We start from the raw sequence: 14493 nt of genomic DNA, 5'->3' as shown, positions 1-14493 counted from the left end.
CTGACTGAAAAACTGTTCATTTGTGACCAGTGTGATATTAAGACCAACTTTCAAAAAGTTTGAGCTCTAACATCAAATTTCACATAAGTAATCTATATTGTTATTGAGACGCTATTTCATGATTATCCGCTTTGCATCTCCTTTGTTGAACATATCACTTGGCTTAGCCTTGGCAGGTTTGTCAGGCATGGCATTAGCCAAACCACCTAAACTGGACGCTTCAACACTCACGGTGATTGGTTATCATGAAATTACCGATACTAAAAATGCGTTAATTCCTCAATATGCAGTGACGACTCAACAATTTACACAGCACGTTGAGTGGCTACAGAAAAATGGGTTCCATTTTATTACGGTTGATCAGTTGATCCGTGCTCATCAGGGTAAATTTCAACTGCCTACAAAACCAGTTTTATTAACTGTAGATGACGGTTATCAGTCTTTTTATCAAAATGCTTATCCAGTTCTTAAAGCTAAAAAAATTCCGGTTGTTTTGGCTGTAGTGGGTTCATGGTTAGAGCCAAAAGCTGGCCAAAAAGTAGATTTTTCAGGGGAAGAAATTCCACGTGATAAAATCTTAAGCTGGAATGAACTTAAAGAGATGCAAGATAGTGGTTTTGTAGAAATCGCCAATCATAGCTATCATTTGCATCGTGGTATTACAGGGAATCCGCAAGGCAACTCTGAACCTGCTGCAACGACTCGTTTTTATGATGTTAAAACTCAAACATATGAGAACGATAAACAATATGAAGCACGAATCTATGACGACCTGAAAAAGAATAATGATTTATTAAAAGCGCATGGCTTACGTTCGCCGCGTATTATGGTGTGGCCATATGGTCGCTATAATATGCAAATTGTCCAAATTGCAAAAAAATTGGGTATGCCAGTGACCATTACACTTGATGATGGGGCAGACCATGCAAAACAATCTCTACAAAATATGAGCCGTATTTTGGTAGAAGGTGGAATGACAACTGATGATTTGGCTCAAGAAATTAAAAACCGTGAATTAAATTTAACGGATAATAATCGTCCGCAAAAAATCATGCATGTCGATCTGGACTATATTTATGATCCAGACCCGAAACAACAAGAGCGTAATTTAGGACACTTGTTAGATCGAATTAATGGCATGGGTGTAAATACAGTTTATTTACAGGCATTTTCAGATCCAGATGCGAACGGTTCTGCGGATATGGTTTATTTCCCAAACCGCCATATTCCAATGCGTGCAGACTTGTTTAACCGTGTTGCATGGCAAATTCAAACGCGCACTTCTGTAAGCCGTATTTATGCGTGGATGCCGTTATTGGCGTGGGAACTACCAAAAACCGATCCTGTTTCTAAGGACTTAGTGGTAACTCAGCAGGAAAAAGCGGGTGAGCACCTTAATATGGGTTATATCCGTTTAAGTCCGTTCTCAGCAGATGCACGCCAAACTATTCGTGAAATTTATCAGGATTTAGCTAAATCAACGCCGTTTAACGGACTTTTATTCCATGACGATGTCACCTTATCTGATTATGAAGATGCAAGCCCTGATGCTTTAAAAGCCTACGCAAAACAAGGTTTGCCAACAGATTTGGCAAAAATTCGTGATAACGATCAAGACTTGCAGAAATGGACTGCATATAAGACAAAATATTTAGATGATTTTGCAATGCAACTCGTTGATGACGTGAGACAATATGAACCGTTCTTGGTGACTGCACGTAACTTATATGCGCAGGTGGCTTTAAAACCATATGCAGAAAACTGGTATTCACAATCGCTTGAAGAGTCATTAAAGCATTATGATTTTACAGCTATTATGGCAATGCCTTATATGGAGCAGGTCGATAATTCAGATCAGTTCTATAAAGACATGATTGATCGCGTGAAACAATATCCTAATGGCCTCAAGAAAACTGTTTTTGAATTACAGGCAACCGACTGGCGTAAAAATGAAAAGGTACCTTCAACTGAAATGGCAGCAACAATTCATTCACTGTATCAGCAAGGTGTAATGCATGTCGGATATTACCCTGATGACCCAATCAAAGATCACCCGGATGTTGACGTAATGCATAAAGCATTTGCTGAAAAATCATCTCGTCTTGTGCCGTAGTCGAGGCTGAAACATGACAATCTTTGCTGCAATATGGTCGCATGCCTTAAAATTCGTTTTTTACTATCCATTATTCATGTCGTATTTATGGATGATGGGTGCGATCATTTTCTATTGGAGAGAACGTCAGGCTCCGTCTTATGATCAACCCGCTCCATTGGAAAGTTATCCAAAAGTCGCTGTATTAGTTCCTTGTTTTAATGAGGGGGATAATGCAGAGGAAACCATTAGCCATGCTTTAAAACTGGACTATCCTCATTTTGAAGTCATCGCGATTAATGATGGCAGCTCAGATAATACAGGTGAAGTACTTGATCGTTTAGCAGAACAACATGAAAAATTGCGTGTTGTTCATTTGGCGCAAAACCAAGGTAAAGCCATGGGATTGCAAGCCGGAAGCTTAATGACCGATGCCGAGTTTTTAATTGGTATTGATGGTGATGCTTTACTTGATCCACATGCAGCAAAGTGGATGATTCGTCATTTCCTTGAAAATCCAACGGTTGCAGCTGTTACTGGAAACCCGCGTATCCGTACTCGCTCAACTTTATTAGGGCGTATTCAGGTTGGTGAGTTTTCTTCGATTGTGGGCATGATTAAACGTGCACAGCGTACCTTCGGTCGCTTGTTTACTGTATCGGGTGTAATTACAGCTTTTCGTAAAAGCGCCGTTCACCAAGTCGATTATTGGTCACCAAATATGTTGACTGAAGATATCGATATTACTTGGAAGTTACAGCGTGCAGGTTGGGATATTGAGTTTGAACCGAATGCTTTGGTTTGGATTTTAATGCCTGAAACCCTCAATGGGTTGTGGAAGCAACGTTTACGTTGGGCAATGGGTGGCGCACAAGTATTAATTAAAAATATTGATGTGTTCACTAAACCAAAATTGAATTTTTTATGGCCTTTAATGTTTGAGCTTTGCTTAACTTTAGTCTGGTCATATTTAATGCTAGCGATGGCTTTGTTGTGGTTGGTACATTTTATTTTACCAGTCCCTGCATTAGCTGTTGTGAGCTCCCCATTTTTACCGTATGGTACCGGTATTTTATTGGGGGCAACCTGTCTAATTCAGTTTGCTTTAAGCAAATGGATGGATAGTCGTTATGAACCGCATCTAGGAAAAAACTATTTCTGGATGATCTGGTATCCATTGGTCTTTTGGCTAATCACTATTTCAGCAACCATTGTGGCATTTCCAAAAGTCTTACGACGTGGAGATGAGAAACGAGCACGTTGGGTGAGCCCAGATCGGGGCATTCGCTAGAATGAAATGCAAGAGTCATGAGATTTTAAAGATCGTGCTGTATTGATGTCTGGGGAAAAACCACAGCACTTCGTTAGGTAAAGAGAGAAATGAAGACAGATTCGTTGATTATTGATTTACGCCGTCAATTACCATGGCATAAACGCTATGCTTCTACAACAAGCACAGCCATGATGTGGGCGGTTTGGTTGTTGTTGTGGCGTCCGTTCGTGTTTGTATGGCTATTGGTTGAACTACAAAAAACTCATTTGGTACACCGTTTATTTAGTGCCTTTGGTGTAGGAATTGAACATGGCCTTACCGCATTAATTGCTTGTGCAATTTGCTTATTGTTATGGAGCCATTTGCTACCAGAGCGCCGTGTCGGTGGCAGTGCACTTAAAGCAAAACAGACTGATGATTATGCGCGCTATTTTGATTTACCTGAACATGAAATTGAGCAGGGGCGTAGCCAAAAAATTACAGTCGTTCACCACGATGAATTAGGTAAAATCGTTAGAGTTGAATAATGATTAGCTAAAAAATAAAGCCCACTTTAAGTGGGCTTTATTTTTTTAAGAATGAAGAAGTCCAAGAATACGTTGCTTAACTTGATTGATGTAAAACTCATCATGAGTGACACGGTACATCAAGATTGCCCCCTCATAATCAGCAATACTTTGTTTTGCTAAAATCTCAGCTCGATCTTGAGCAATGCAACAAGCAAAAATAGAGTGAATAGCCAGTTGCCAGTCCTGAAAAATACTGCGTATTTTGGCTAAAATTTCAGGTGAACCATACGCCGCTTCCATTGAAATTACCCCAATCAGACAACCATTCACCCCTTGGGTAAAAAACTGAACAGCACGTTTATGCATTTGCTCAAAACGTTCAATGGCTGAGAGTTCTGAACTTACGGTAGTTCCAAATAAAGAATGGATTAAATATTGATGAGTACCATTTAACACTTCAAGCAAAAGCGCTTCTTTATTTGGATAATAATAATAAAAAGAAGCTTTGGTGAGGCCGCAAGCTTTTGCCAGCATGTCCATGCTCGTTCCTGCATATCCATAAGTTTTGAACTGCAAAGCGCAGTGCTTAAGCAGATCTTCTTTGGTCAGTTTTTGCGGTCTCATTTCACATTATCCAAAACATAAAGCAGTTTTATAAAAAATCATCAAAAGTGGTTCGGATTTTATTCCAGATGTGTTCAGCATCTTTTTTAAAGTAGCCCATGTGGCCAATGGTTTTTATGGCAACATCTTGAGGTTGAAGACTGACGTATGAGACTTGAGCTTGTCGATAATGTTGCATAAATGCGCGACAAGAAGCGGGTAAAGCCCAATCATCATCTAGGGCAGAGACTGCATAAATTGGGGTTTTGACAGAAGCATATTGTTCAATTAAGTGTTGTTGTTCTGGATCAGCAAAAAAATACTTAGGGTTTTTACACCATTTACGCCACTGTTTATAAACATTTAAGGGTAAATCAGAACCCATATTAAATTTGCTCCAAGGCAAATAACCTGTCACGGCAACGATAGGTGGAAACACAATATTCCAGACCACTTGAACTTTAAAGCGTTCTTTCAGTGGCATATAGCCGTGCCAGCCAGCACCTGTACCAAATGTATAGCAGGCCAGTAATTTATCATGATTAGGTAGTAGACCTAGCGCATGGCCACCATAGGAATGACCAACCATGAAAAGAGGTAATGGTTCTTTTGATAAATATTCAATCGCACCTGCTAAGTCATATTGCCCCCAATCTAAATAAGACATATCAAATCCTTTCAAAGATTTTGGACTCGATTTTCCTACCCCTCGATAGTCAAATGTGAATATCTGATAGCCAAATTGTGTCATATATTCAGCGAAGCGGCGGTAAAACTCATGTGGCACACCCGTTGCTCCTGCAACGACAATATTTGCTTTAACTGGTATCGTTGTAAAGTAACGTGTGCCTTTAAGTTGATAACCATCTAAAGCTGGGAATTGTACAGTTTGGCTAAGCTGTTCATTTATTTGAGTTGCTGATTGCATTGCTTTTCTCTTTTATTTTTCTAGCGTGATGAAATTTTATTTACCTTTAAAAACAGGCGGTCTTTTTTGCAACATGGCAAACACACCTTCTTGAACATCTTCTGTGGTGAGTAAAGGCTGAAGATGGCCCTGTAATTGACTAAATGCAGTTTCATAACCTTCATTAATCGCTTCACGGGCAGAAGCGAGGGTCGCTTTTACAGCAAGTGGTGCGGCTTGAGCAATATGTTCAGCCAGTTCTATTGCACGGTTGATTTGAGTACCTTCTGGACATATCTCTGTAATCAGGTTCATATCAAAAGCGGCTTTTGCATCAAAAGAGTCACCGGTGAGTAAATAGCGCATGGCTTTGGCCCAACCCGCAGCTTGCGTAAATCGTGCTGTGGCTCCACCAAAAGGTAAGATGCCACGTTGCACTTCCATCTGTGCAAACTGGGTATTTTCACTTGCTAAAGCAATATCTGCATTCAGAAATAGTTCGATACCAGCGGTGTAGCAATAACCTTGTACTGCAACAATTAAAGGTTTACTCAGTTTTCGTCCAACTGTACCCCAAGGGTTCACTTCTTCATCACTAAAATCAAAAACACCTGTAGCGAGCTTGGGTTGTAACTCAACTAGATCTAATCCAGCTGTAAAATGTTCACCATGAGCAAAGATAATTGCACAGCGAAGAGCATTATTATTTTCATATTCAGTAAGCGCCAGTGATAAATCTTTAATTAGATGGCTATCAAAGGCATTACGTTTTGCTGCCCGATCTAGACCAATTAAAAAAATGTGTCCGCGAGTTTCACGGCTGACTTTTCCTTCTTGATTTGACATTTTTCCGATGTCCTTTGTTTATTTTTAATAAGTTTTTAAACGATCGTTTAAAAAGTGTCAAATAAAATTTGTTGACTATTCCGTAAACAAAAATAGAAGGGCGATTAAAATAAAACTAAGTTTTTATTATTAAGGTTAATGTAAGGATGAGGGAGAGAATAACCTGATGAGTGTTCTCAATCAGGTTATAAATATTATGTTGGACGACGTGAATACATCAATAACCCTACGCATAACAAGGTTAAGCCTAAAATAAGATGTGAGCTGAGCTGCTCATGGTTGAACCATGTTCCCCAAAATGTGGCTAACACTGGAGTGATAATGGTAATAAGTAGCACAGTCGTCGGTTGTAGTATTTTGATGAGCTGATAATAAAAAATCATGGCAAGCACAGAGGAAAAGACCGCGCTATAGACTACTGCTAGCGAAATTTTCAGGCTTGGAAATTCAGTGGGAAGATACGACCAAAAGAAAGGTAACAAGCATATATAACCGACCCATGAGACAAGGGTAGCACCTGTCATTTGTGTAATGGGTGGAATATGCGCTCCGACAGATTTCACGGCAAACGTCGACAAGACATAAAACAGCATCGCAATCAGCTCTAACATAATACCGATGCGGTTGAGCTGAAAACCTGATGAAGACAGTCCTAAAGTAAAACTCATCCCGACAAGAGCAATACCGAGACCAAGCCATTGCCATACTGAAAATCGTTCGCGTCCTAATAAAAAGGAGCTAATCAGTCCAGATACTAACGGAGAGGTGCCGTAAATAATTGAAATAATGGCAGAGGGGACTTTATCTGCACCCATATAGCAAAACGCCATAGAGCCAAATAAGCCAATGGCTCCAGCACAATAACTTAAAACAGCTTTTTTACTAAAGATGAGCTTTAAGCGAAAAAATCTTAGACACAGCAAGGCGATTGGAATCGCCAAACTGAATCGAATAAATAATCCCCATGCCCAGTGAATTTCTTGTACTGTCCAGACGGCCGCGAGTGGAGTAAGCGACCAAATAATGACGACAGCAATAAATTGGCCGGCTGTAGCAAGGCGAGTCGGAGATGAAGATAATGCTACAGCCGGCTGAATCTGCGGGGTGGATATACTCTGTTGTTCAAATAATGGCTTCATAGAAAGCTCCAGAAAGTTTGGTTTTTGTGTTTTAAAAGGACATAAAAAAAGCCGCGTTTTATGGCGGCTTGTGATGAAAATCAGAGGATATATTACAAATTAAATATCTCGATTTTCGTATCTAAAGCGCCAAATTGTCCTAAATAAGGACGTCGCCAATTGACCACATAGAACTTAATCTCTGGGGCGTATGATTGACGCGCTAGACAACAATAGGCTTTAGATAAAAACATGATAAATATATTAAAATATAGATGATATTTTTATAACATATAAATGGAAAAGTACAAATTAGATTCAAGCATGAGACATGGTTTTTTTGATTACTTTAAATTAGTAGTTTGCTTAGCTTCATATTTTTCTCATAATACCTCGTCAAATTGATCTCAATAAGCAGCTTATGTCACCTCTAGAAATCTTTGCGGTCTTAATTAGTCTCATTGGAGTTGGATTAACCGTCATCCGTAATATGTGGTGTTGGCTGTTTAATTTCTTTGCCTTTGTTTTATATGCCTATTTGTTTTACGAATTTAAGCTATATGGCGAAACAATTTTGCAGTTCTTTTTTATGGTTGTAAATTTTTATGGCTTTTACTATTGGTTCAAAGGAAAGCAGCAAGATCACGACATTCGTATTGAACCGATTGCAGTTCAAACCGCTATCATCCAAATGATTATTGCTGCGGTAGGTGGCTTACTGTTTGGTTTAATTCTTAAAAACTTTACCGATGCAGCAGTACCGATGCTCGACTCACAGCTTGCAGCATTTAGTTTACTGGCAACGTATTGGACCAGCCGAAAGCATATTGCGACTTGGGTACTATGGGTATTTGTCGATATTATTTATGTGGGCATGTTTATCTATAAAGATTTATTTTTAACAGCTGCTTTATATGCAGCATTTGTTTTGATGGCCGCTTATGGTTGGTATCAATGGGAAAAAGTTAAAAAGAAACAGCTTTTAGCCTCTAACCAGCTTTAATTTGGAGAGTGATCATGTTGTTGAGCTTAGATGTTTATAAACAACAACAGTTTGATCTGATTGCTGCAAAAATAATGGCAGAGCCAAAACAGTATTGTGAATTTAGTTCAGTATCGGATTTTTATAATGCTGCGTGGCTCAAAGATTTCCCACAAGGCAGCCAGATTTCTGCCACTGGCTTAGATGATGGTGCTGAAGAGTTTTATGCGGTTGTTCAATTTAAACAGCAGTATTTAAAATTTGATATTAAAGAAAGCCTTTCGGCACTGATTTTTCAAGATGTGAATGGGGACATATCTAAGTGTAATTTTTAATTTAAGAAATAAAATCACAAAAAAAGCGACTTAACGTCGCTTTTTTTTAATAAATAAATTTGGAAATTTTGTTTGCTGTTTCAACGACTAGGCTTGCGATATCTTCTTTAAATGTTTTTTCATCGTAAGTGGTAATTGGACAACTCACAGAGATAACAGCAACCATTTTCCCGTTTGACTGTTTAAAAATAGGTGCAGCACAGGCTGCCATATCATGATTGTAATGACCCCAGCTCACCATGGTTTTTTGGGTTTTTACATAGACTAATCTTTGTAATAGGGTTTTTAAATTGGTTGGAGTCAGTTCAGAAAAACTATCCCAATCATCAAAGTTACGGTAACGCTGACGTACTTCAGTTTCAGGCAAATCAGACAATAACATTTGACCAATGACGGTTGCATGAGCAGGCCAGCGAGTCCCTAAGCTAATGTTGCTCGTGAAGGTTCCCATCGACTGAATGTTATTTACAAAGACAATATGAGTGCCTTCTAAAATTGAAAGGTGTACCGCAAGTTTGGTTTGGTCACGTAGTTCTTTCATTAATGGTGTCGATAAATCGAGTAATGAAAGTTTAGATAAACTATTAAAACCAAGCTCCATGACTTTAGAATCGAGAGCATAAGTTTTTTGAGATGCTTTTCTTAAATAGCCACAAGATTCGAGTGTATAGATCAGACGAAATGCACTAGAACGGTTCACTTCTAAAATTTCAGCAATTTCTGTAATGGTCATTTCTTGCGCTTGTTGGTTAAATGCTTGCAAGATAGCTAAACCCCGTACAAGTCCGGGTACTAAATAACGATCATCATTTTTTGTTGTTTCTGATTCTTGCGAATCTTCTTCAATTGCTATGCTCATTCGTGTCATTTTCCTATAAATAAAACATGATTCAATTTGGGGCATGCTGCTTTATTTTATAACTATTGTAATTGTTAAAAATGCATAAAACAATTTTTATATTCAAAACTTTGTTTCTTGTTTGAAACGTAACAAAATATTTAAAATTAATTAAGTAAATGAATTTCATATTTATTTTTACTTTGACAAAAAATGATCAAGGGTATTATGCTTAGCCTGTGTTTTGAAAATCAAATTATGTTTTGTATATAAAACAAAATGAGGACGCAAGGTATGAGTTGGATCTCAGTTTGTCAGCAGGGTGACGTTAGCGAAGATGAGCCGAAAGCCATCGAAATTGAAGGGAAAAAAATAGGCGTATTTTTCGTCGACGAAAATTACTTTGCTATCGAAAATGTTTGCCCTCATGCGTATGCCTTATTAACCGAAGGATTTATCGAAGATCAAACTGTTGAATGTCCATTGCATGAAGCAATTTTTGACATTCAAACAGGTGAGCTAAAAAGTGGACCCGGGTGTAGAAACCTATGTACTTACCCAGTTCGTGTTGAAGGACAGGATATTCAAATTCAACTCTAGTCCTCACATGTACAAGGAAGCAGAACAATGAAGACATTTAATGAAAAGTTGGCAAGCTGGATTCATGCAACGCCGGCAACCGAAGCAGGTATCAACAATATTCAAATTCCTGGTCAATCTGAATTGTTGGTTTGGCAAACACGTTATAAAGAACCAACGCTCTACGAACAAGATTTTGTAAAGAACTTGATTCAGGCATTTTCTGCGGGCGCAACAGAGTTAGATGACGTTGTTTCTGCACTTAATCAACAGGGTTTCCGCTGTGAATCTGGTGATGAATGGACTTCTGCAAGCTTTACAGAAGAAATGCAACGTTTAGGTTATTGATTCAGGGACGAATAAAATGAACGCAATCGTATCAACTTCACAAAGCGCTGAAGAATATTTAGAACTTGGTTTACGTGACCAATGGCATCCTGTTTTAGCAAGTTGGGAAGTCGCTGCTAATCCAGTTGGAATTACTCGTTTAGGCGAAAACATTGTGGTTTGGCGTGATGCCGAAGGTCAGGTTCATGCACTTGAAGACCGCTGTCCACACCGCGGTGCTCGTCTTTCCCTTGGTTGGAACTTAGGCGACCGAGTGGCTTGCTGGTATCACGGTGTTGAAGTTCGTGCTGATGGTGTGGTTGCCGATGTGCCAGCCGTTCATGAATGTCCAATGACTGGAACGAAATGTTTAAAGAACTATCCGGTAATTGAGCAACATGGCGCAATCTTCATCTGGTTTGGTATCGATGCAAATGAACAGCCAAAACCGCTTGAGTTTCCAGAGCAACTTGCAAGCGAAGAGTGGAGTGCATTCCTTTGCCAAGCAGACTGGAAAGTAAACCATCAGTATGCAATTGATAACGTGATGGACCCAATGCATGGTAGTTATTTACATGCGACATCGCACTCGATGGCAGATGGTGATCGTACCGCAGAGATGAAACACCGCACGACCGATAATGGCTTTGTTTTTGAAAAAGAAGGTCAATTAGGCGTGAACTTCGACTGGGTCGAATACGGTTCAACAGGTGCGAGCTGGTTACGTCTTTCAATTCCTTACCGTAAACAATTTGGTCCAGGTGGTGAGTTCTGGATTGTGGGCTATGCAACGCCAATTGATGCCAACAATACCCGTGTATTTTTCTGGCGCTGCCGTAAGGTGAGTGGTTGGCAACGAAATGTATGGCGCTTCTTGTATCGCAATCATTTAGAACAATTGCATTGGGATGTATTGGAACAAGACCGAATTATTTTAGAAAACCTTGCGCCAAATGCGCGTGAAAAAGAGTTCCTATATCAACACGATGTTGGTCTTGCACGTTTACGCCGTTTAATGAAAAAAGAAGCTGAGAAGCAATTAAAGAAAATTGCTGCGCTAAATGCATCAAACCGTATCGAGATGCAGGAAGAAGCTCATGGCTAATGTAGCGTTGTTGCAAGGCAAAAAAGTTTTAGTAACTGGTGCTGCACGTGGTTTAGGCCGAGATTTCGCTCAAGCCATTGCCGAGGCAGGTGCTGAAGTTGTGATGGCAGATATTTTGTCTGACTTGGTGCAACAAGAAGCACAAGCGTTACAAAAACAAGGGCTAAACGTTCATGCTGTCACCGTTGACCTTGCCAATGCAGATTCTATTGAAAATGCGGTTGCAAAAAGCGTTGAAGTATTAAAAGGACTAGATGGCCTTGTGAATTGCGCGGCACTGGCGACCAATGTCGGTGGAAAAAATATGATTGATTACGATCCTGAACTTTGGGATCGGGTCATGAATATTAATGTGAAAGGTACATGGCTAATCAGTAAGGCATGCGTTCCCCATCTAAAGCAATCGGCGGCTGGCAAAATTATTAATGTTGCTTCTGATACAGCACTTTGGGGTGCACCGAACCTAATGGCTTATGTTGCGAGTAAAGGTGCAATTGTTGCCATGACGCGTTCAATGGCAAGAGAGTTGGGACAATCTAATATCTGTGTCAACACATTGTCACCAGGGCTTACTCTGGTTGAAGCAACCGAGTATGTGCCTCAAGAACGTCACGATTTATATGTGAACGGAAGAGCGATTCAACGTCAGCAACTTCCACAAGATTTAAATGGAACAGCATTGTATCTACTGTCGGATTTGTCCTCTTTTGTGACAGGTCAAAATATTCCGGTCAATGGCGGTTTTGTCTTTAACTAAGGAGTAGTCAAATGATTACAGGGATCGAGATTTTAAAGTTTGGAGTTGAAGATAGAGCCGCTTCAAACAAGTTTTTGGCAGATTTTGGTTTAAGCCAAAGTACTTCGGATATTGAAGGCACAGATCTTTACCAAACTCAAAATGGTAGCAAGATTTATCTATTTAATTGTGAAGATGACCGTTTGCCTGCTGCCATTGAACAAGGTTCAACTTTACGTGAAGTCACGTGGGGTGTTGAAAGCAAACAAGACCTAGGCGACTTGGCAGCTCGCTTGGCCGATGGAGAAGGTTTTAAACGTTCTGAAAATACAGTTCAGTGTCTTGACCCAAATGGCATGACCATTCGTTTTGAACAAAGTTTTGTAAAAGAAGTACCAGAACTTAAAACGGAAGGTATTAACCAATACGGCAACATTCAACGTGTGAATGCAGCAAGTCCTGTCTATGAAAAAGGTCAACCTGTTGCGATTGGACACGTGGTGTTCTTTACACCAGATTTGGCAAAAACTGAAAATTTCTATATTGAAAAAGTAGGCTTTCATTTATCGGATGCCTATAAAAATCGCGGTGCATTCTTACGTTGTCGCGGTAAAGGTTATCACCATGATTTATTCTTGCTCAGTGTTCCAAATAAACCTGCTGGCTTAAATCATGTTGCGTTTGTAGTACGTGATATCCATGAAGTAATTGGGGGCGGTTTAAATATGAATCGTTCGGAGTGGTCAACCTTTATTGGACCGGGACGTCACCCAATTTCTTCTGCTTATTTCTGGTACGTCAACTCACCATTGGGTGGCGCATTTGAGTACTACACCAACGATGATTATTTGACAGAAGAATGGCAACCACGTGTAGAAGAACATCGTCTAGAGCTTTTCACTGAATGGGCGATTGAAGGTGGTCTTGATGACACCACCCGCCGTCAGGTGAAGCCTGTTTAACAGGTATTGCTGAACAAGGAAGATGGCTATGGAAAAGATCGTAATTGTAGGTGCCGGACAGGCAGCGGGTTGGGCAGTAAGCACACTACGCCAAAACGGTTATGTGGGCGAAATTCACGTGGTTTCAAATGAAGACCAAGTGTTTTATGAGCGTCCACCACTGTCTAAGCAAGTACTTTCAAAAGAAGCAACTTATGAAAGTTTGAATCTGTTCTCTCCTGAGCAGGTTCAAGAGTTCAAGGTTCAATGGCATAAACCGGAAATTGCGACAAAAGTCGACCGTGAGCAAAAACAGGTTCATTTAGAAAGTGGCCAAGTTTTGCCGTATGACAAATTGTTGATTGCAACCGGAAGCCGTGCACGTGTACCGGTCAATACATGGCAGTTCATTCCAAATGTTGTGACCTTACGCAATGTGCAAGACTGTGAACGTTTGGCTGAAATTTTAAAGAATGCAAAAAATGTCGCTGTGATTGGCGGTGGCTGGATTGGTTTAGAAATTGCAGCAACTGCACGTAAGCAAGGTAAAGATGTTCATATTTTTGAATATGGCGACCGTTTATGTGCAAGAAGTGTGAGTCTGGAAGTGTCTGCATTTTTAAAAAATATACATGAAGCCCAAGGTACACAAATTCATTTAGACAGCAAGAGCCTTCATTTGGTTGAAGCGCCTAATCAGAAAGTTGAAGTGGTGAATCACCCACAAAATAGTCAGTTATTTGACTGTGTTGTGGTAGGTGCGGGCGCTGATATTGCCAAAGAGTTAGGTGTACACGCTGGTCTCGATGTGAAAGATGGCATTGTGGTGAATTGCTTTGGGCAAACTTCAGATCAAAACATTTATGCCGCAGGTGATGTTGCGATTCATCCGGGCTTGGGTTATTGCATTCAGTCTTGGGCGAATGCGCAAAATCAGGCGATTGCCGCAGCGAAATCAATGCTCGGAATTGAAACTGAATATAGCGATATTCCATGGCTTTGGTCTGATCAATATCACTTTAACATCCAGATTTTAGGTACTTATCAGCCTGAAAAAACAAAGGAAGTGGTCATTCGCCAAGGCGGTGAAGATCAGGTGAGCTATTTATATCTGGACCATGAAAATCGTTTGCTCAACATGATTGCCATTAATGACTCGAAGCTAGTCAAACTGGCAAAACGTTGGATGCAAGCCAACACCGTTTTAGATCCAAAACTATTAGCAGATGCTGAATTTAATGTCATGAAGTTAAAACCGTAAACATTAAATCTGGTTCTCATTACCAAATCGAAGGAATGACA

16 protein-coding genes are annotated in these 14493 nt (G+C 39.9%); 11 read left to right on the top strand and 5 right to left on the bottom strand.

Features of this window, described 5'->3' with window-relative positions:
- Window positions 1-118 precede the first annotated feature (118 nt).
- From pgaB to pgaD, 3 genes are all read left to right on the top strand, one after another.
- Window positions 119-2113: a poly-beta-1,6-N-acetyl-D-glucosamine N-deacetylase PgaB gene (pgaB, locus tag I7H67_RS01280; protein ID WP_198306884.1), complete on the top strand. Its 1995-nt coding sequence runs from the start codon at window positions 119-121 to the stop codon at window positions 2111-2113.
- A gap of 13 nt (window positions 2114-2126) precedes the next feature.
- Window positions 2127-3383, top strand: coding sequence for a poly-beta-1,6-N-acetyl-D-glucosamine synthase (gene pgaC, locus I7H67_RS01275; protein WP_198306883.1), 1257 nt, complete (start codon window positions 2127-2129; stop codon window positions 3381-3383).
- An 89-nt stretch (window positions 3384-3472) separates the two neighbouring features.
- A complete protein-coding gene (gene pgaD, locus I7H67_RS01270) occupies window positions 3473-3892 on the top strand; it encodes a poly-beta-1,6-N-acetyl-D-glucosamine biosynthesis protein PgaD (RefSeq protein WP_005303256.1) in 420 nt (139 codons plus the stop codon).
- Between the two features lie 45 nt (window positions 3893-3937).
- Here the strand turns inward: pgaD and I7H67_RS01265 are convergent, their stop codons facing one another.
- From I7H67_RS01265 to I7H67_RS01250, 4 genes are all read right to left on the bottom strand, one after another.
- Window positions 3938-4498 carry a TetR/AcrR family transcriptional regulator gene (locus I7H67_RS01265; protein WP_198306882.1) on the bottom strand — a complete coding sequence of 187 codons (561 nt, stop codon included), beginning with the start codon at window positions 4496-4498 and terminating at the stop codon, window positions 3938-3940.
- A gap of 28 nt (window positions 4499-4526) precedes the next feature.
- Window positions 4527-5405: an alpha/beta fold hydrolase gene (locus I7H67_RS01260; RefSeq protein WP_198306881.1), complete on the bottom strand. Its 879-nt coding sequence runs from the start codon at window positions 5403-5405 to the stop codon at window positions 4527-4529.
- Window positions 5406-5441: 36 nt separating this feature from the next.
- Window positions 5442-6230, bottom strand: coding sequence for a crotonase/enoyl-CoA hydratase family protein (locus tag I7H67_RS01255; RefSeq protein ID WP_198306880.1), 789 nt, complete (start codon window positions 6228-6230; stop codon window positions 5442-5444).
- 194 nt (window positions 6231-6424) lie between these two features.
- Window positions 6425-7369, bottom strand: a complete 945-nt coding sequence (locus tag I7H67_RS01250; protein WP_198306879.1) for a DMT family transporter — start codon at window positions 7367-7369, stop codon at window positions 6425-6427.
- A 400-nt stretch (window positions 7370-7769) separates the two neighbouring features.
- Here I7H67_RS01250 and pnuC point away from each other — a divergent pair, with 400 nt between their 5' ends.
- Complete coding sequence (gene pnuC, locus I7H67_RS01245; RefSeq protein ID WP_005303266.1) at window positions 7770-8351, top strand: nicotinamide riboside transporter PnuC; 582 nt, start codon at window positions 7770-7772, stop codon at window positions 8349-8351.
- A 14-nt stretch (window positions 8352-8365) separates the two neighbouring features.
- Window positions 8366-8665: a hypothetical protein gene (locus I7H67_RS01240; protein WP_198306878.1), complete on the top strand. Its 300-nt coding sequence runs from the start codon at window positions 8366-8368 to the stop codon at window positions 8663-8665.
- A gap of 46 nt (window positions 8666-8711) precedes the next feature.
- Here the strand turns inward: I7H67_RS01240 and I7H67_RS01235 are convergent, their stop codons facing one another.
- Window positions 8712-9524: an IclR family transcriptional regulator gene (locus tag I7H67_RS01235; protein ID WP_013198655.1), complete on the bottom strand. Its 813-nt coding sequence runs from the start codon at window positions 9522-9524 to the stop codon at window positions 8712-8714.
- 273 nt (window positions 9525-9797) lie between these two features.
- Here I7H67_RS01235 and I7H67_RS01230 point away from each other — a divergent pair, with 273 nt between their 5' ends.
- Genes I7H67_RS01230 through I7H67_RS01205 form a run of 6 tightly spaced genes read left to right on the top strand, consistent with a single transcriptional unit; the run spans window position 9798 to window position 14452 of the window.
- Window positions 9798-10103, top strand: coding sequence for a non-heme iron oxygenase ferredoxin subunit (locus I7H67_RS01230; protein WP_002117586.1), 306 nt, complete (start codon window positions 9798-9800; stop codon window positions 10101-10103).
- Window positions 10104-10130: 27 nt separating this feature from the next.
- Window positions 10131-10430 (top strand): recombinase-like helix-turn-helix domain-containing protein, encoded by a 300-nt coding sequence (locus I7H67_RS01225; protein ID WP_005070730.1) that lies wholly within the window; start codon window positions 10131-10133, stop codon window positions 10428-10430.
- Window positions 10431-10446: 16 nt separating this feature from the next.
- Window positions 10447-11514, top strand: a complete 1068-nt coding sequence (locus tag I7H67_RS01220; RefSeq protein ID WP_005303271.1) for an aromatic ring-hydroxylating oxygenase subunit alpha — start codon at window positions 10447-10449, stop codon at window positions 11512-11514.
- Window positions 11507-12271: an SDR family oxidoreductase gene (locus I7H67_RS01215; RefSeq protein WP_192836544.1), complete on the top strand. Its 765-nt coding sequence runs from the start codon at window positions 11507-11509 to the stop codon at window positions 12269-12271. Before I7H67_RS01220 ends, I7H67_RS01215 begins: the two co-directional genes overlap by 8 nt.
- A gap of 11 nt (window positions 12272-12282) precedes the next feature.
- Window positions 12283-13212, top strand: a complete 930-nt coding sequence (locus tag I7H67_RS01210) for a VOC family protein (RefSeq protein WP_198306877.1) — start codon at window positions 12283-12285, stop codon at window positions 13210-13212.
- Window positions 13213-13240: 28 nt separating this feature from the next.
- Window positions 13241-14452, top strand: coding sequence for an NAD(P)/FAD-dependent oxidoreductase (locus tag I7H67_RS01205; RefSeq protein ID WP_013198651.1), 1212 nt, complete (start codon window positions 13241-13243; stop codon window positions 14450-14452).
- The last annotated feature ends 41 nt before the right edge of the window (window positions 14453-14493 follow it).

It is taken from the genome of Acinetobacter sp. ACIN00229 (genome assembly GCF_016106645.1).
Lineage (GTDB): Bacteria > Pseudomonadota > Gammaproteobacteria > Pseudomonadales > Moraxellaceae > Acinetobacter > Acinetobacter oleivorans.
This window is presented reverse-complemented; position numbering and strand designations above follow the sequence as displayed.